Raw genomic sequence first — 18,237 nt, 5'->3', positions numbered from 1 at the left:
AAACGAAGCGACAATTCGGACATTTTAAGAACAGGACGTTGTGGGGAAGGAGAGGAAAATGCGAATAAAACCTGACGATAACTGGCGCTGGTATTTTTGCGATGAGCACGATCGAATGATGCTCGATTTAGCCAATGGCATGTTATTTCGCTCTCGTTTCGCTCGCCGAATGCTGACCCCGGATGCGTTTGCGCCGTCAGGCTTTTGCGTTGACGATGCTGCGCTGTTTTTCTCATTTGAAGAGAAATGTCGCGATCTGATCCTCTCTAAAGAGCAGCGTGCCGAACTGGTGCTCAATGCGCTGGTGGCGATCCGCTTCCTGAAACCGCAGATGCCAAAAAGCTGGCACTTCCTCGCTCACGGCCAGTCCTGGTCGCCGATCACCGGTGATGCGGCCTGCGTCAATTTGAGTGATACCTCGGAAGAGGTGAGTTTGCTGGTGGTCGAGCCGGGCGAAAATGCCGCCCTGTGCCTGCTGGCGCAACCCGGCGTGGTGATTGCCGGGCGCACAATGCAGCTGGGTGATGCGATTAAAGTGATGAACGACCGACTGAAACCGCAACTGCGTATGGATTCGTTCAGCCTCGAACAGGCCGTTTAAAGCTCTAGCTGCACAGACGTTTTCGGAATGCAGCTACAGCACAGAATGGTTCCATCCTCGCTTACCGCTGATTTCTTCAGCGCCGTCACTTCGCCATCGACCAGGGTGATGCGACAACTTCCACAGATCCCCGCACGACACGAATAAGGCACGCGGATCCCCGCTTGTTCCAGCTGTTCCAGCAGTACCTGCTGATTATTTCCCGGCAGCGTTTTGCCTTGCCACTGAATGGTCACCGCCGACACCGGCTGAGTGATGGCTTCAGCCTCTTCTTCTTCCTCCGGCCCGTGACCGTAAACTCTTGCCGGTCCCGTTGACAGAATTTCGATCTCATCACCCACGCGGATCACGCCGCTGCTGCGGGGGATCAGGTTCTGGCCAAAATCGACGTCGCCGTTATCCTGCGCGGTGCGGAAAGATTGCAACGTTTTCAGCGGCTCGCCGGAAGGGTGCTTTTGACCTTTCTCCGGGCTGATAGTCGTGAAGATGCAGCGGCTGCAGGGTTTCGCCACATCAAAAATCACGCTGCCAATGCGGATAACCTTCCAGGTGTCCTCTTCCCAGGCCTGTGCGCCGGTCACCACCAGGTTGGGGCGGAACTGCTCCATTTGCACGCTGGCGGAACAGCGGTTTTGCAGATCGCGCAGGGAGGCATCGTTGGTGAGCAGGTAAGGAAAACCGTCGGCAAAGGAGAGGGGAACGGCTTCGAAACGCTTCACGCGACGCGTCAGTTCCGGTCCGACCCAGCGCAGCTGTACGGCGCGAGAGAAAAATCCGCTGAGCCAGGTGTTGATCTCTTCGGGGGCGACGCGGGCAGTAAAATGGTTGCCCCAGACTTCGGTGGGCGCATCGACGGCGGCGAAGTCGCTAAAGCGCGCGATCACGCTGGACCCATCCGGCGCGGTCAGATGTAAGCCATCGTGAAGCGGAGCAGGAGTAAAGCGCACCATCTGCGGGAACTGGCGGGCGGTGATGAAGGTACCGTCCGGTTCGGTGATCATAAAAATGCGATCAAAGGCGAAGCCGCTGACGTCAGCAAGCGCATGGGTCAGGCCAATGCCGCGCATGGATTTGACCGGATGAATAAAAAGCCTGGATAACGTCGCCACTGTTCACGCCCTCGAACGATTTAAAATAAGCCCTCAACTTTAGGACATAGCGCACATATTAGCTATAATGCGCAGCAATTTTCTACGAGTAATAAGTGACGATATGAATTCTCTGTTTGCCAGTACGGCCCGTGGGCTGGAAGAGCTGTTAAAAACTGAACTGGAAAGCCTTGGCGCGCTGGAGTGTCAGGTGGTTCAGGGTGGTGTCCATTTCGAGGGCGACACACGGCTTATTTACCAGAGCCTGATGTGGAGCCGCCTGGCGTCGCGCATTATGTTGCCGCTGGGTGCCTGTAAGGTCTACAGCGACCTTGACCTGTACCTCGGCGTACAGGCGACCGACTGGACAGAGATCTTCGCCCCAGGCGCAACCTTTGCCGTGCATTTCAGCGGTCTGAACGACGAAATCCGTAATAGCCAGTACGGCGCGCTGAAAGTGAAAGACGCCATCGTGGACAGCTTTACGCGTAAAAACCTCGAGCGCCCGAACGTCGATCGTGAAAATCCCGATCTGCGCATTAACGTATGGCTCAATAAAGAGACGGCACATATCTCCCTGGATCTGTGCGGCGAAGGTCTGCATCAGCGTGGGTATCGCGATCGCGCTGGTATTGCGCCGATCAAAGAGAACCTGGCTGCGGCTATCGTGATGCGTTCCGGCTGGCAGCCGGGCACGCCGCTGCTCGATCCGATGTGTGGTTCCGGTACTTTGCTGATCGAAGCGGCGATGATGGCGACGGATCGTGCGCCGGGTCTGCACCGCGGACAGTGGGGCTTCAGCGGCTGGGCGCAGCACGACGATGCCCTCTGGAAAGAGGTTAAAGCCGAAGCGCAGGTTCGTGCGCGTAAAGGCCTGGCAGACTACACCTCCCGTTTCTACGGCTCGGACAGCGACGCTCGCGTGATTGAACGCGCGCGCAGCAACGCCCGTCGCGCCGGTATCGGCGAACTGATCGATTTCGAGGTGAAAGACGTCGCCCAGTTAACCAATCCACTGCCGAAAGGCCCGTACGGTACGGTGATCAGTAACCCACCGTACGGCGAGCGTCTGGACAGCGAACCGGCACTGATCGCGCTGCATAGCCTGTTTGGTCGCACCATGAAAGACGCGTTCGGCGGCTGGAGTCTGTCGCTGTTTAGCGGTTCTCCGGAACTGCTGAGCTGCCTGCAGCTGCGCGCCGAGCGCCAGTTCAAAGCCAAAAACGGCCCGCTGGACTGTGTGCAGAAAAACTACCATCTGACCGAGAAAGACGGCGACAGCAAACCGTCTACGGTGGCGGAAGATTACGCCAACCGTCTGCGTAAGAATCTGAAGAAATTCGAAAAGTGGGCGAAACAGGAAGGTATCGAATGCTATCGCATTTACGATGCCGATCTGCCGGAATATAACGTGGCGGTTGACCGTTACGCGGACTGGGTGGTGGTGCAGGAATACGCCGCGCCGAAAACTATCGATGCGCAAAAAGCGCGTCAGCGTTTGCTGGATATCATTGCTGCGACCATTGGCGTGCTGGGCATCGCCCCGAACAAACTGATCCTGAAAACCCGCGAGCGCCAGAAAGGGACCAATCAGTATCAGAAGATGGGCGATAAGGGCGACTTTATCGAAGTGGGCGAGTACAACGCGCGCCTGTGGGTCAACCTGACGGATTACCTCGACACCGGTCTGTTCCTCGACCACCGTATCGCGCGTCGTATGCTGGGCCAGATGAGCAAAGGGAAAGACTTCCTCAACCTGTTCGCCTATACCGGTAGCGCCAGCGTTCATGCGGGTTTGGGCGGTGCGCGCAGCACCACTACCGTCGATATGTCGCGTACCTATCTGGAGTGGGCAGAGCGCAACCTGCGTCTCAACGGCCTGACCGGGCGTCAGCATCGCCTGATGCAAGCGGACGTGCTGGGCTGGCTGCGGGATACGGACGAGCAGTTCGATTTGATCTTCATCGATCCGCCGACTTTCTCTAACTCGAAACGTATGGAAGACTCCTTCGACGTTCAGCGCGATCACCTGCGTCTAATGACCGACCTGAAACGTCTGCTGCGTAAAGGCGGCACCATTATGTTCTCGAACAACAAACGCGGCTTCCGCATGGACAATGACGGGCTGGAAAAACTGGGGCTGCAAGCACAAGAAATCAGCCAAAAAACGCTGTCTCAGGACTTCGCCCGTAACCGTCAAATTCACAACTGCTGGTTGATTACCGCAGTCTGAAAGGAAATATAAATGTCATTAATTAGCATGCACGGCGCATGGCTGTCCTTCAGCGATGCGCCACTTCTCGACGATACAGAACTGCACATCGAAGACAACGAACGCGTCTGTCTGGTCGGCCGTAACGGCGCGGGTAAATCCACGCTGATGAAGATCCTCAACCGTGAGCAGGGTCTGGACGATGGTCGTATCGTTTACGAGCAGGATCTGATCGTGTCGCGTCTGCAACAGGATCCACCGCGCAACGTGGCGGGCAGCGTCTACGATTTTGTCGCCGAAGGGATCTCCGAGCAGGCCGAGTATCTGAAGGGCTATCACGATATCTCGCACCTGGTGATGACCGATCCGAGCGAAAAAAATCTCAACGAGATGGCGCGTCTGCAGGACCTGCTGGATCACCACGGTCTGTGGCAGCTGGAAGATCGCATCAATGAAGTGCTGGAGCAGCTTGGTCTTGAAGCCGATATGGCGCTGGCGTCCCTGTCGGGCGGCTGGCTGCGTAAAGCGGCGCTCGGTCGCGCGCTGGTCTGCGGGCCAAAAGTACTGCTGCTCGATGAGCCGACGAACCACCTGGACATCGAAACCATCGACTGGCTGGAAGGGTTCCTGAAAACCTTCAACGGCACCATTATCTTTATCTCCCACGACCGTTCGTTTATCCGCAACATGGCGACCCGCATTGTCGATCTCGACCGCGGCAAGCTGGTCACTTATCCGGGCGATTACGACACCTATCTGCTGGAGAAAGAAGAAAACCTACGCGTCGAAGAGCTGCAAAACGCCGAGTTCGACCGTAAGCTGGCGCAGGAAGAGGTCTGGATTCGTCAGGGCATCAAAGCGCGTCGTACCCGTAACGAAGGCCGCGTGCGCGCCCTGAAAGCGATGCGTAACGAACGCAGCGAGCGCCGCGAAGTGATGGGCAGCGCGAAGATGCAGGTTGAAGAAGCGTCTCGCTCCGGCAAGATTGTCTTCGAAATGGAAAACGTCAATTACCAGATCGACGGCAAAGTGCTGGTGACCGATTTCTCCGCTCAGGTTCAGCGTGGCGACAAAATCGCCCTGATTGGCCCGAACGGCTGTGGTAAATCCACGCTGCTGAAACTGATGCTCGGCCAGCTGCAGGCTGACAGCGGTCGCGTTCACTGCGGGACTAAACTGGAAGTGGCCTATTTCGACCAGCACCGTACTGAGCTGGATCCGGACAGAACCGTGATGGACAACCTGGCGGAAGGTAAGCAAGAGGTGATGGTCAACGGTAAACCGCGCCACGTGCTGGGCTACCTGCAGGACTTCCTGTTCCATCCGAAACGCGCCATGACGCCGGTTCGCGCGTTGTCCGGCGGGGAACGTAACCGCCTGCTGCTGGCGCGTCTGTTCCTGAAGCCAAGTAACTTATTGATTCTCGATGAACCGACCAACGATCTGGATGTCGAAACTCTGGAACTGCTGGAAGAGCTGATCGACGGCTATCAGGGCACCGTGATGCTGGTCAGCCACGACCGTCAGTTTGTGGATAACACCGTGACCGAGTGCTGGATTTTCGAAGGTGAAGGCCGGATTGGTCAATATGTCGGCGGCTATCAGGATGCGCGCGGGCAGCAGGCGCAATCTTTGGCGACTAAACAGTCAAAATCCAAAACTGGATCGCAAACTCCTGTCGCAAAAGCAGAAACTGTCAAAAAATCGACGGTCAAAATGAGCTATAACCTGCAGCGCGAACTGGAAGGGTTGCCGCAACGTCTGGAAGAGCTGGAAGCGAATCTGGGCACATTGCAGGCTCAGGTTGCTGATGCCTCCTTCTTTAGCCAGCCACACGACTATACTCAGAAAATATTGGCGGAGCTTTCCCAGGCTGAAAAAGCGCTGGAAGAAGCATTTGAGCGCTGGGAGTACCTTGAGGCTCTCAAAAACGGCGCATAAACAGGGATACCCGATGTGTGATCAGCACCATGCCGACCGGCATATTCTATGCTCGCAATGCGATATGCTCGTGGCGCTTCCTGAGCTGGATCACGGACATAAAGCAACTTGCCCCCGCTGCGGGGCAACGCTGACAACAGAGTGGGACGCGCCTCGTGCGCGTCCTACTGCATATGCGCTCGCGGCACTCTTTATGCTGCTGCTCTCTAATCTTTTTCCGTTCATCTATATGAAAGTCGGCGGGATGACCAGCGAAGTGAATTTGCTGGAAATTCCCGGCGTCATGTTCTCGGAAGATTACGCCAGTCTTGGCACCTTCTTCCTCCTTTTCGTGCAAATCGTTCCGGCGTTTTGTCTGGTGGTGATCCTGCTGCTGGTCAACCGCGTCCGAATGCCCGACAGCGTGAAAATCATGCTGGCCAGGGTGCTTTTCCAGCTGAAAAGCTGGGGAATGGCGGAGATTTTCCTGGCGGGCATTCTGGTCAGCTTCGTGAAGCTGATGGCCTACGGCGACGTCGGGATCGGCAGCAGTTTTATCCCCTGGTGCCTGTACTGCATCCTGCAACTGCGCGCCTTCCAGTGCGTGGACCGCCGCTGGGCCTGGGATGATATCGCGTCTGCGCCCACGCTTAGTCAGACGGTAAAAGTGGGCGTACCGGGGATTCGCCAGGGATTACGCTCCTGTTCCTGCTGTACCGCGATTTTGCCTGCTGACCACGAGGTGTGTCCGCGCTGCGGGACAAAAGGACATGTGCGGCGTAAAAACAGTCTGCAATGGACGATGGCGTTATTGGTCACGTCGATCATGCTGTATCTACCCGCCAACATTTTACCGATCATGATTACGGATCTGCTGGGGGACAAAATGCCCTCTACGATCCTCGCCGGTGTGGTTTTGCTGTGGGGCGAAGGTTCGTATCCGGTCGCTATGGTGATCTTTATCGCCAGTATCATGGTTCCGACCTTAAAAATGATCGCGATTGCATGGCTGTGCTGGGATGCCAAAGGGCACGGGAAACGCGACAGTGAACGCATGCATCTGATTTATGAAGTCGTCGAATTTGTTGGCCGCTGGTCAATGATCGACGTGTTTGTGATTGCCGTCCTCTCCGCGCTGGTGCGCATGGGAGGACTGATGAGTATTTATCCCGCTATGGGCGCGCTGATGTTTGCGCTGGTCGTTGTGATGACGATGTTTGCGGCCCTGACTTTTGATCCGCGTTTATCCTGGGATCGAGAGCCAGAGTCAAGCCATGAGGAAGAGTGAGAGCATGGAAAATAAGAGTGGAGAGGCGAAAGTGCAGAAGGTCAAGAACTGGTCGCCGGTGTGGATCTTCCCCATCGTCACCGCGCTGATCGGAGCCTGGATCCTGTTTTATCATTACAGCCATCAGGGGCCGGAAGTGACGCTGATCACCACCAACGCGGAGGGCATTGAAGGGGGGAAAACCACCATTAAGAGCCGTAGCGTGGATGTGGGTGTGGTCGAGAGCGCAACTCTGACGGACGATTTGACGCACGTTGAGATCAAAGCACGTCTGCACTCAGGGATGGAAAAGCTGTTACATGGTGATTCCGTCTTCTGGGTGGTCAAACCGCAGGTCGGACGGGAAGGGATCAGTGGTCTGGGGACGTTGCTTTCCGGCGCTTACATTGAGCTGCAGCCGGGATCGAAAGGCAGCCAGCCCGGAAACTATCAGCTGCTTGATGCTCCGCCTCTGGCGCCACCCGATGCGAAAGGTATTCGTGTCACCCTCGACAGTAAGAAAGCAGGGCAGCTCAGCCCGGGCGATCCGGTGCTGTTCCGTGGTTATCGCGTAGGCTCCGTTGAAACCAGCACCTTTGATGCGCAAAAACGCGCCATCAGCTATCAGCTGTTTATCAATGCGCCAAACGATCGCCTGGTCACCAACAACGTGCGCTTCTGGAAAGACAGCGGCATTGCGGTGGATCTGACGTCGGCGGGCATGCGCGTTGAGATGGGATCGCTGACCACGCTGTTCGGTGGCGGGGTGAGCTTTGATGTGCCGGAAGGGATGGATCTGGGTCAGCCGGTCGCGCCAAAAACCGCGTTCAGACTGTTCGACGATCAGAAAAGCATTCAGGATGCGCTCTATACGGATCACGTCGACTACCTGATGTTCTTTAAAGATTCGGTTCGTGGCCTGCAGCCTGGTGCGCCGGTCGAGTTCCGCGGTATTCGTCTGGGTACCGTCGGTCAGGTACCGTACTTCGTACCGGGCCTGCATCAGGTGCTGGATGATGACTATCGCATTCCGGTGCTGATCCGCATTGAGCCTGAGCGCTTGCTGGCCCAGATCGGTAAGGATCAGGATATCGGGGAACATATAAATCAGCTGATGAATCGCGGATTACGCGGCTCGCTGAAAACCGGCAACCTGGTGACGGGCGCGCTGTATGTGGATATGGACTTCTATCCGAAAGCCCCGGCGATGACCGGTGCGCGCGAGTTTGGCGGATACACGATTATCCCGACCGTCAGCAGCGGCCTGGCGCAGATCCAACAGCGTCTGATGGAAACCCTGGATAAGATTAACAATCTACCGTTGAATCCAATGCTTGAGCAAGCGACCAACAGCCTGACCGAAAGCCAGGCCACGATGCGTCGTCTGCAAACCACGCTGGATAATATCAATAAAATTACGGCTAACCAGTCGATGCAGCAGCTTCCGCAGGATATGCAGAAAACGTTGCGCGAGCTGAACCGCAGCATGCAGGGCTTCCAGCCTGGCTCGGCGGCGTACAACAAGATGGTGGCGGATATGCAGCGCCTGGATCAGGTCCTGCGTGAACTGCAGCCAGTTCTGAAAACGCTGAATGAGAAGAGCAACGCGCTGGTATTTGAAGCCAAGGACAAAAAAGATCCTGAGCCGAAGAGGGCAAAAGAATGAAAAAGTGGCTATTAATCGTCGGAGCACTGGTTTTAACAGCCTGCAGTTCAGGAAGTGACACCAAGAGCTACTACCAGCTGCCGCTGGGAGCGCAGACGGGCGGGCAAAGCACCGCCAGCCAGGGGCATCGTCTGCTGTGGGTTGAGCAGGTGACCATCCCTGATTCCCTCGCCGGAAACGGCGTGGTGTATCAGACCAGCGAAGTGCAGTACGTGATTGCGAATAACAATCTGTGGGCCAGCCCGCTGGACCAGCAATTACGTAATACGCTGGTGGCGAACCTGAGCAGCCAGCTTCCGGGCTGGGTAGTGGCCTCTCAGCCTCTGGGCAGCGATCAGGACACCCTCAACGTCAACGTGACGGGTTTCCATGGTCGTTACGATGGGAAGGTGGTGATCAGCGGTGAGTGGCTGCTGAACCATCAGGGACAGCTGATTAAGCGTCCGTTCCACCTGGAGCTGAAACAGCAGCAGGACGGTTATGACGAGATGGTGAAAGTGCTGGCGCAGGGCTGGGCCCAGGAATCGGCCAGCATCGCGCAGGAGATTTCTCGTCTGCCATAAGTAAAATTCATCACTGAAAGCCGCCATCCGCGTTTCGCTGATGGCGGCTTTTTTTTCGGTTTTTGTTCAGGCTGTTACTTGTGCCAGCTCACAATTTTTGTACAAATGATCTTCTGTGTAGCTCACAAATATGACACTGGCGTGAATTTTGCGCATTGACGCTGAGGGAGATTCGGGTTATTCGTTATCTGTGTTTGCACGTTTTGCATACACTGTTTTCTTTCCACCAGACCAAAGAATGAGGGAAACGAGGCATGAAGAGACAGAAACGAGATCGCCTGGAAAGGGCTCATCAACGTGGTTATCAGGCTGGCATCGCTGGACGCTCTAAAGAAATGTGTCCTTATCAGACGATAAATCAAAGGTCACAATGGCTGGGAGGCTGGCGAGAAGCCATCGGAGACAGGGTACTTCTTGCTTGATAACGTCTCTTTAAAAACAGAAACCTCCGCCATGCGGAGGTTTCGCCTTTCATGCTTAAACGATTTTAAGCAATCATCAGAACGCAGACGTGTCCTGGAACAGACCGACTTTCAGGTCGCTGGCGGTGTAGATAACACGGCCATCAACCAGCACTTCGCCATCCGCTAGACCCATCACCAGACGACGGTTCACAATGCGTTTGAAGTGAATACGGTAGGTGACTTTCTTCGCGGAAGGCAGAACCTGACCGGTGAATTTCACTTCACCCACGCCCAGCGCACGGCCCTTACCTTCGCCGCCCAGCCAGCCCAGATAGAAGCCAACCAGCTGCCACATCGCATCCAGACCTAAACAGCCAGGCATTACCGGGTCACCGATAAAGTGGCAACCGAAGAACCACAGGTCAGGATTGATATCGAGTTCCGCTTCCACGTAACCCTTGTCAAAGTTGCCGCCGGTTTCGGTCATTTTCACGACACGGTCCATCATCAGCATGCTCGGAGCAGGTAACTGCGGGCCTTTAGCGCCAAACAGCTCTCCACGACCAGAGGCAAGAAGATCTTCTTTTGTATAGGATTCGCGTTTATCTACCATGTTCTCAGTAAGCCTTATTTTAGTGAAGCACGCAGGATAGCTAACACGTGTACGCTGAACAAGTCCGATCAGTTCGGACTAAACCAGCTCAGCCAGCGTAACGGCCACGGATAACGATGACGCGCGTCCTGCTGCATGGCCTGAGCAATGCGGTCCTGGATCGCCTGCATCAGCGTCGTTTGGACTTCGCCGTCCCAGACCTGGTTCGTCAGTAAGGGTAGCGCATCCGTAATATCTTCGATGGCCCAGATGCTGAATTGTTCTGCTTCCACGGCATCAAGTACCGCCTGACTCAGGCTCAGATGGCGCGCATTTGGCGCAGGGATAATGACGCCCTGTTTCCCGCTAAACCCGCGCTGCTGGCAGATGGAGAAGAAACCTTCGATCTTCTCATTCAGGCCGCCAACGGGCTGGGCGCGACCAAACTGATCGACAGAACCGGTGATCGCAATGCTCTGGTTAATCGGCACATCCGCAAGGGCACTGATCACCGCGCACAGCTCAGCCATAGAAGCACTGTCGCCGTCCACTTCACTGTATGACTGTTCAAACGTCAGCGAGGCAGAGAAGGGGAGCTGTTGTTCCAGCTGCAGCTGAGACATCAGGAAGGCCTGCATGATCATCATGCCTTTCGCATGAATGTTCCCGCCCAGTTCAGCTTTGCGCTCCACGTCAGTAAATTCGCCGTCGCCAATATGAATGACGCAGCTGATCCGTGAAGGCTCGCCAAAGGCGCGCGGATGACCTGGGAACTCAATGACGGACAGGGCGTTGATTTGTCCTACGCGCTCGCCTTCGGTTTCCACCAGAATTTGTTCAAGCAGGATCTCATCCTGCATGCGGTCGGCCAGATAGCCTTCGCGCCATTCGCGCTGCGCCAGCATCTGAGCAAATTGTTCGCCGGTGAATTCGCCGGAACCGCTAATGACACCGACTTCACGCAGCTGTTTGCTGATCCACAGTGGGCAAAGCGGCAGGGTTTCTTGATCGCCCGTGTCACGCGTCGCTTCGCGAATCAGGCCAGTCCAGGCATCTGCCGCAGGCGTTGGCAAAGCGAAACGATCAGCGACGGCCAGCACCCACTGGCACCACTGCGTCACGTCGTCCGCGTCGGCGATCTGGATGTTGTCTTCAAATTCGCTGTAGACCGCCTGATCGGCGAGCTCCGGTTCCATCTCCTGGAAATCAGCCAGCGATTCGCGATCGCCGGTCAGGATCACTTTCAGTGACAGGGGCATCGACGGAACGGCGACAGGCAGTGGACGAGATTCGTCGTAAGCGACCCAGTCAAAGCGCTGATGCGTCACGATGTTCTTCAGACGCATCCACAGCAGCGGCTGTGCCAGCAGGGTGCGCAGCGAGATAATCAACACACCGCCGTTGGCTTTGTGTACCAGCCCTGGCTGAATGCTCAGCGAACCGTTGAAGTGACGCAGGCAGCCAAATAACTGTTCCGCTTCGGCCCACTCGGCGGTAATGACGTCGCCGGTGGCAGCAAAATTTTCATCAGCAGTTTTTGCGGGTTCGAAAGTGACATCACTTCCCACGATACGATATTGCCCACCAAAAACGTTGTCCGCTTCTGGCTGCAATTGACGCACGGCATCGGCCATCAGGGCCAAATATTCGGCTTCTTCTGGCGCCTTCAGTAACATGAAGGGGGAGGTTGTCCATGGGCTTAACGTCTGCTCCAGCGCGTAATGTAAACGCGGTTGCGTGTCGCTAAGGATGAAGTCGTGTTCTTTTGCGAGGTCTGGCTGTGCAAACAGTTCCTGATAGCTTTCAGTATCCGGAACCAGGTCACGCCATGCTAGTTTCGTAATGGTCAAAGTTGATGTTTTTTAGTTAGATGTAAAGCGGTGGATTATACCGCAAGCGTTGACCCATTCCCACGTGGTATTCGGGATTTCAGAGGGTGAATGCGACGCAAGGCTCTCAGGATATGATTTCTTTTCAGCAGATTGCCAAAAAACTGATATTCTGAACATAGTTACGAGGTAACACTGAGATCGCGATGAAATATCAACAACTGGAAAATCTCGAAAGCGGCTGGAAATGGAAGTATCTGGTCAAAAAGCATCGAGAAGGCGAGCTGATCACCTGCTACATCGAAGCCAGTGCTGCAAAAGAAGCGGTGGATGTTTTGCTGACCCTCGAAAATGAGCCGGTACAGGTCAACGGGTGGATCGAAAAGCACATCAATCCGGCGCTGTTAAACCGTATGAAGCAGACCATTCGTGCGCGTCGCAAACGCCATTTTAACGCTGAACATCAGCACACGCGTAAGAAGTCTATCGACCTGGAGTTTATGGTCTGGCAGCGGTTAGCCGGTTTGGCCCAGCGCAGAGGAAAAACCTTGTCGGAGACGGTGGTGCAGCTGATTGAAGATGCGGAGCATAAAGAGAAATATGCTAACCAGATGTCGACGCTGAAGAATGACCTGCAGGCCATGCTTGGCAAAAAATAGTTTTTCACTTTTCTTCAGGCAATAAAAAACCCCGCATGGCGGGGTTTTTTTATAAGACGATAACTTATGCCGCAGGCTGAGTTACAACGTCTTTGATACCTTTAACTTCGATCTCAACGCGACGATCTGGTGCCAGGCAGTCGATCAGTGCAGCGCGAGCTTTCACGTTGTCACAGGTGTTGCCAGTCACTGGGTTAGATTCGCCCATACCACGTGGGGAGATCTTGTTAGCTGGGATACCTTTAGATACCAGGTAATCAACTACAGACTGAGCACGTTTCTCGGACAGATTCTGGTTGTATGCGTCAGAACCGATACGGTCGGTGAAGCCCAGAACCACTACTGAACCGTCTTTCGGGTCAAGGTTGCTCAGCTGGGTGTACAGCTGATCCAGTGCCTGCTGACCTTCTGGTTTCAGAGTTGCTTTGTTGAAGTTGAACAGAACGTCAGACTTCAGAGTGAAGTGCTTGGTCTGTACTTCTGGAGCTGGAGCCGGAGCTGGAGCAACGATCGGAGCAGCATCTTCCTGCTGGCCGAAGCGGTAGGAAACACCTACGCTCAGCATGCCGTTGTCAGGACGAACGCCAACGGTAGCACCGTCGCCGATGTTGTTAACCCACTGGTATTCCAGACGAGTAGCGATATCACGGGTCATTGCCCACTCTACGCCACCAGCGAATACTGGGGAAACACCCGTGTCGTGGTCGTCGCCAGCAATGCTGTTGCTGGAGTCAGCGCGCCATACCATGCCGCCCAGACGAGTGTACACGTCCAGATCGTCAGTTACTGGGTAACCCAGTTTAGCGGTCAGCTGAACGCCTTGAGCTTTGAATGCGCCGTTAACGTTGTCGCCTTTGTATGGCATACGACCTAACCAGTCGTAACCCATTTCAAAACCAACATACGGGTTAACCTGATAGCCACCAAACGCACCTGCACCGAGCTGGCTTTCGTGAGTTGGGCCATCGTTGTTCAGGGAGCTGTTGTACCAGCCAGTGTCGTGGAACTGAGACCAGCCCAGTTTGCCACCTGCATACCAGGTATTATCTTTCGGAGCGGCCTGCGCTACGGTAGCGAAGCCAGCCAGTGCCACTGCAATCGCGATAGCTGTCTTTTTCATTTTTTGCGCCTCGTTATCATCCAAAAATCGCCATGAAGATCTCGTCGAGAAATCACGGTTAAATCCTTCACCGGGGGGCGAGCTCAAACTAGTAACTCTACCGATATCTTCGGCTTAGACCGAGCACCCCTGGCGATGTAAAGTCTACAACGTACTCGAAAACTTACAAGTGTGAACTCTGTCAGGCATATGAAAAAAAAAGTTCCGTATACGCAATATTTAACATTTTTAGCGAGAATTTTATGCTGTAAAATTAACGGAAACCGCGCCAGACAAGCTTTCTCGAAGTTTTGAGTTGTGGAACTTTTTGCGTCAACGGATGTCAAAAAAAGTTCCAGGAATACTCTTAAATTTACTTAATGATACAAATTTGAGTGAATTTTTAGCCCAGACAGGTGTCCTCTGCCGAGAGTATCGAGACGAACCGGACGCATAATGAACCCTATCGCGTCACCTTCTTCTGCCGCATTCGCCAGGCGAATATGTTCTTCTTCTGTTAATTCTTCTGCCAGCCAGCCAATCACAACGCTGTAGTTCCCGGTGCGCAATGCGCGAACCATCGAATCCACCGTATGGCATGGCGCGACCTGACTGCTCTGCATCATTTTGGTGAGGGGCAGCCCAGATGCCTGTACCCATTCCCGGCTCAACTTCTGCTGCGGCGTCAGCCAGAGCTGCCAGCGCGACTGCTGGCCAAGCTGTTGTAAAAGCGGCAATAAAAGCAATTGTGTCATCATGGGCTGGTCTTCGCGATATACCACTTCACTGATCAAACCGGTAGAGACACGTCCGGCCGTTTTTTGCGCGCCATTGCCAGCGGAAGAGGTAAAAGATGTTAAGCGATTTGCATAGCCTGAAGTGTGCATAATCATTCCAGCCCTGTAGTTACTGTATGAATATACAGTAACCCCTGTACGCCCAAAGATCAACCTCATTTTCGGAAAGCGTCTCGCAAATTTAGTTCGATATTGGCGTGTCCTGCAAAATAATCTTGCCGAGTGACAATAAGTTTTCTATGTTCCTGCTAACGGATCCGGTAGTAAGCAAATGGTGTTGTTACTCTATGATTTATATGGTGAATATCATGAAAAAGATATCTTATGAACGGATCTATACATCCCAGGAATACCTCGCACCTTTGGGTGAAATCCACCATCGGGCTCTCTTTGGCGGCTACACATTAGCCGTCGACGAAGCGGTCTTCGCGATGGTCTCTGATGGCGAACTCTATCTGCGGGCGTGTGAGCAAAGCGCGCAGTACTGTGTAAGACAGTCCTCCTCCTTTTTAACCTTACTCAAACGGGGCAGACCGGTTCTGTTGAATTACTACCGCGTGGATGAAGGATTATGGCAGGACCGCGAAAGGCTGTTGCAGCTTTCAAGCTTTGCGCTCGAGGCAGCCCGGCAGGAGCGTTACCAGCGGCATCAGCGGCGGCGACTCAAAGATTTGCCCAACCTGACGTTCCAGATTGAAATTCTCCTGTGTGAGGCGGGCGTCACCAGTGAAGCGATGTTGCGGACGCTGGGGGCAGAAGCATGCTGGCTGAAAATCAGAGCCCTGAACCGGCACCTTGGCGTCAAAGTGTTGTTTGCACTGGCCGGGGCGATTGATGGGCTGCATGAGGCGGCGCTCCCGACGATCAGGCGTCGGGAGCTGATGGAGTGGTTTAACGCGCTTCCTGTACTGCCGGAAAATCATTCCGGTAAGTAGCGATTTGCTGCTGCAGGCGGCAAATCTCAGGCAGAAGGGCGATGAGCAGACCGATTTGCTGGAGCACGAGCGGAGCCTTGGTGTCCGCACCGGGATCGAAATGCGCAATACGCTGGCTAAGTTCATCTATTGCACTTCGCACGCGCGGCTCGTCGACCGGACGGTGATGGAGCGCATCATCGACGTAGCACACAGCATCATCCAGCAGTGCGAGGATGTTCGGATCGGTGAGCTGCTCGCGATGCGCACCCAATGTTGAAATGTAACTGGTGAAGGTGTGGTTCAGACACAGCAGCCGGAAAGCGACTTCACGAATTTCTGCGGTCGCGCGCGGCTCCGTTGACATGTTTGACACCACCGACGCCAGTTCCGCATCGCGATTATGGGCATCACGACGGGCAATGCGATAGGCCAGACGGTTGTCGCGGCCCTGATGGTACTGCTCCAGGATCGCATCCAGATAGCGGCAGTTGGCATTAATCGCCAGATCCAGCGCGCGCGGCAGATTGCGAAAACGCCAGTCCGGCCAGATAAAGCTCACCGCAGCCCATGCGATGGCGCAACCGATCAGCGTGTCGATGATGCGCGGCAGGGCGACCTCAAATCCTTCGCCCAGCAGGTTGAAGCACAGCAACACCAGCAGGGTAATAAACATGGTCGCGTGAGCATACTGGACATTACGAAAGGCGAAGAACAGCACGCCGGTAATGACGATCAGGATGAGCTGACCTTCTACGGAAGGGACAAAATAGAGCACCGGCAGACCGATAGCGACACCGACGAGCGTGCCGATCACGCGCAGCGCCAGACGATGGCGGGTGGCGTTATAGTTCGGCTGGCAGACAAACAGGCTGGTGAGCAAAATCCAGTAGCCGTGGTGCAGGCCGGTGATCTGTATAAAGGCATAACCAACGCACAGGACGGCGGACATCCTCACCGCATGGCGAAAGAGGGCCGATTCCGGCGTGAAGTTGCGGCTTAAACGCAGCCACATATCCGCGAAGCCGTGCGGGCTGTCGTCCGCGAGCTGGTTTTCCGCTTCGTTACCCGGTATGGAGAGCGCTTGCTCAGACTGGATCGTCGCCAGCTGCGCATCGATGGCGCGCAGATTGTTAAGCAAAAATCCCAGGGCTTTCATCTGTTCTGGCGAGGTGCCGCTGGCCTGCACGCGATCGAGCGCCGCATCAAGATGGCTGAACGCCCGCTCGAAGCGAGGATCGTGCTGGTAAGGTGTACGCAGCAAAATCGACCGTGCCAGCTGCTGGCACGCCTGGGACTGCATCGACAGCAATCGCTGGAAGCGGAACATCACGTCGCTATAGCGGAACTTCTCGCGCAGGGCAGCGTACTGTACATGCGACGAGCTGGCTCGCTCGTGAATATCCTGAGCCACAAAGTAATAATGCAGCGTTTGTCGGGTGCCGCGCTGACCGCGATCGCCGCGCAGACGCGTGAGTAGCGAGGCTTTAGTCTGATTCAGCGTGGTGACCAGCTGTCCGTTGGCCAGCGCCAGATCGTAAAGCGGGGCCTGACTCTCTTCTTCGATGTCCGGGTCGAACAGCCGGGATTTGAGTTCCAGATAGTGCGCCAGCTGTTCATAGCTGCGCGCGAGATTGTCCTGTAGCGGACGAATCGGGAAGATCAGGTGCCCGGTCAGGGTCAGCAGGTTATACCAGATCGCCCCGACCAGCAGCAGAAGCGGCTGTTGATACCACTGGTCGTAAAGGGACACGCCCAGCATGGTGTAGATCGCAATCAGCAGTGCGCCAAAGGCGATAGTCGCGTAGCGCTGTCCCAAGCCGCCCAGCAGAATAAAGCCGGTGGTGGAGATCATCAGACCCAGGGCAAAAAGCCAAGGCCAGGGGAAGAGCAACTCGACGGACGCTGAGGCGATGAAAAAGCAGATCAGCGTAATTACCAGATTGCGCAGCCGTCCGGCCAGGCGATCGTCAAGGTCGGCCAGCGCTCCCGCCACCACGCCAAGGGTCAGCGGAATAGTCAGCTTAACCTCGCCGAGCCACCAGGGCACGGCAGCCGCGCCGCAAAGCGCAATAAAAATCCTGACGTTATAGAGCCAGGCACTGTTCCATGTGTATCTGCGAAGCAACGGGCTTAGCATAGGGGCGGCGTATCCTTAGTTACTGAAAACGACGGCGGGCATTGGCTTCGCGCGCAGCCTGCGCGACTTCTACCGGCACCACGCGGCGACCGACGGGCCACAGGGCAATCGCGGCGATCTTAAAGTTGGCGATCCCGACCGGGATCCCAATAATCGTAATGCACTGCGTGTTCCCGACTGCGATGTGCATCAGGCACAGCCACCAGCCGAAGAAGATCAGCCACAACATATTGAGCAGCGTTCCGCCCGTATTCATCAGGACGCTTTTGCTCTCAGGGTTAAGCTCATCCACATGAACGGCTTCGTTGCCGTAGGGCACCAGGGAGAGTTTAGTGATCTCCCAGCACGAGCGCGTCAGGGGGAGCGTGAAGATCAGAACAATGCTGACCAGCGTGGCAAATAGCCAGGAAAGGGTGGTGGCAAAACCGCCAAGGACAAAATTCAAAATATTCAGAACGGTACGCATAAAGCCTCACTTCCTTTCGA

The 18,237-nt window shown here is 55.2% G+C and carries 16 protein-coding genes; 9 read left to right on the top strand and 7 right to left on the bottom strand.

All coding sequences use genetic code 11. The features are described 5' to 3' along the window. Positions 1–58 precede the first annotated feature (58 nt). A complete protein-coding gene (gene zapC / locus AC3WS9_RS14215; protein WP_095281468.1) occupies positions 59–601 on the top strand; it encodes a cell division protein ZapC in 543 nt (180 codons plus the stop codon). On the opposite strand, the gene AC3WS9_RS14210 is transcribed toward zapC, so the two are convergent. After that, positions 598–1,710 (bottom strand): YcbX family protein, encoded by a 1,113-nt coding sequence (locus AC3WS9_RS14210; RefSeq protein WP_492488962.1) that lies wholly within the window; start codon positions 1,708–1,710, stop codon positions 598–600. The genes zapC and AC3WS9_RS14210 overlap by 4 nt on opposite strands. Before the next feature lie 103 nt (positions 1,711–1,813). On the opposite strand from AC3WS9_RS14210, the gene rlmKL reads away from it, so the two are divergent. The 6 genes from rlmKL to rmf all read left to right on the top strand — a co-directional run bounded on the left by rlmKL (position 1,814) and on the right by rmf (position 9,739). Next, on the top strand, positions 1,814–3,922 hold the full coding sequence (gene rlmKL, locus AC3WS9_RS14205; protein ID WP_492488960.1) for a bifunctional 23S rRNA (guanine(2069)-N(7))-methyltransferase RlmK/23S rRNA (guanine(2445)-N(2))-methyltransferase RlmL: 2,109 nt from the start codon (positions 1,814–1,816) through the stop codon (positions 3,920–3,922). A gap of 12 nt (positions 3,923–3,934) precedes the next feature. Continuing rightward, positions 3,935–5,842, top strand: a complete 1,908-nt coding sequence (locus AC3WS9_RS14200) for an ABC transporter ATP-binding protein (protein ID WP_282492403.1) — start codon at positions 3,935–3,937, stop codon at positions 5,840–5,842. Positions 5,843–5,855: 13 nt separating this feature from the next. Then, positions 5,856–7,109, top strand: a complete 1,254-nt coding sequence (gene pqiA / locus AC3WS9_RS14195) for a membrane integrity-associated transporter subunit PqiA (RefSeq protein WP_492488958.1) — start codon at positions 5,856–5,858, stop codon at positions 7,107–7,109. Positions 7,110–7,113: 4 nt separating this feature from the next. Next, positions 7,114–8,754 (top strand): intermembrane transport protein PqiB, encoded by a 1,641-nt coding sequence (gene pqiB, locus AC3WS9_RS14190; protein ID WP_282492405.1) that lies wholly within the window; start codon positions 7,114–7,116, stop codon positions 8,752–8,754. Beyond that, positions 8,751–9,317: a membrane integrity-associated transporter subunit PqiC gene (gene pqiC / locus AC3WS9_RS14185; RefSeq protein ID WP_095281474.1), complete on the top strand. Its 567-nt coding sequence runs from the start codon at positions 8,751–8,753 to the stop codon at positions 9,315–9,317. Before pqiB ends, pqiC begins: the two co-directional genes overlap by 4 nt. Before the next feature lie 254 nt (positions 9,318–9,571). Then, on the top strand, positions 9,572–9,739 hold the full coding sequence (gene rmf, locus AC3WS9_RS14180) for a ribosome modulation factor (protein WP_100780687.1): 168 nt from the start codon (positions 9,572–9,574) through the stop codon (positions 9,737–9,739). Positions 9,740–9,815: 76 nt separating this feature from the next. Here the strand turns inward: rmf and fabA are convergent, their stop codons facing one another. Together fabA and AC3WS9_RS14170 are read right to left on the bottom strand one after the other, a co-directional pair. Beyond that, positions 9,816–10,334 carry a bifunctional 3-hydroxydecanoyl-ACP dehydratase/trans-2-decenoyl-ACP isomerase gene (gene fabA / locus AC3WS9_RS14175; RefSeq protein ID WP_064325594.1) on the bottom strand — a complete coding sequence of 173 codons (519 nt, stop codon included), beginning with the start codon at positions 10,332–10,334 and terminating at the stop codon, positions 9,816–9,818. Positions 10,335–10,402: 68 nt separating this feature from the next. Further along, entirely contained in the window at positions 10,403–12,163 is a 1,761-nt protein-coding gene (locus tag AC3WS9_RS14170) for an AAA family ATPase (protein ID WP_492488955.1), read from the bottom strand. Between the two features lie 185 nt (positions 12,164–12,348). On the opposite strand from AC3WS9_RS14170, the gene matP reads away from it, so the two are divergent. Continuing rightward, positions 12,349–12,801, top strand: coding sequence for a macrodomain Ter protein MatP (gene matP, locus AC3WS9_RS14165; RefSeq protein ID WP_282492407.1), 453 nt, complete (start codon positions 12,349–12,351; stop codon positions 12,799–12,801). Between the two features lie 64 nt (positions 12,802–12,865). Here the strand turns inward: matP and ompA are convergent, their stop codons facing one another. Beyond that, positions 12,866–13,921: a porin OmpA gene (gene ompA, locus AC3WS9_RS14160; protein WP_282492408.1), complete on the bottom strand. Its 1,056-nt coding sequence runs from the start codon at positions 13,919–13,921 to the stop codon at positions 12,866–12,868. A gap of 356 nt (positions 13,922–14,277) precedes the next feature. Continuing rightward, the gene (sulA, locus tag AC3WS9_RS14155; protein WP_282492409.1) at positions 14,278–14,787 is read right to left on the bottom strand and encodes an SOS-induced cell division inhibitor SulA; all 510 of its coding nucleotides are present in this window, start codon (positions 14,785–14,787) and stop codon (positions 14,278–14,280) included. 218 nt (positions 14,788–15,005) lie between these two features. Here sulA and AC3WS9_RS14150 point away from each other — a divergent pair, with 218 nt between their 5' ends. Then, positions 15,006–15,632, top strand: a complete 627-nt coding sequence (locus AC3WS9_RS14150; protein WP_282492410.1) for a TfoX/Sxy family DNA transformation protein — start codon at positions 15,006–15,008, stop codon at positions 15,630–15,632. Here the strand turns inward: AC3WS9_RS14150 and yccS are convergent. Together yccS and AC3WS9_RS14140 are read right to left on the bottom strand one after the other, a co-directional pair. After that, the gene (gene yccS, locus AC3WS9_RS14145) at positions 15,589–17,751 is read right to left on the bottom strand and encodes a YccS family putative transporter (protein ID WP_282492411.1); all 2,163 of its coding nucleotides are present in this window, start codon (positions 17,749–17,751) and stop codon (positions 15,589–15,591) included. The two genes, AC3WS9_RS14150 and yccS, sit on opposite strands and share 44 nt — an antisense overlap. Positions 17,752–17,770: 19 nt before the next feature. Next, positions 17,771–18,217, bottom strand: a complete 447-nt coding sequence (locus AC3WS9_RS14140) for a YccF domain-containing protein (RefSeq protein WP_492488952.1) — start codon at positions 18,215–18,217, stop codon at positions 17,771–17,773. Positions 18,218–18,237 lie beyond the last annotated feature (20 nt).

This window comes from Lelliottia sp. EB106-05-01-XG201 (genome assembly GCF_058791735.1).
Note: the sequence above shows the minus strand (reverse complement) of the source record. Positions and strands in the feature narration are given on the sequence as shown.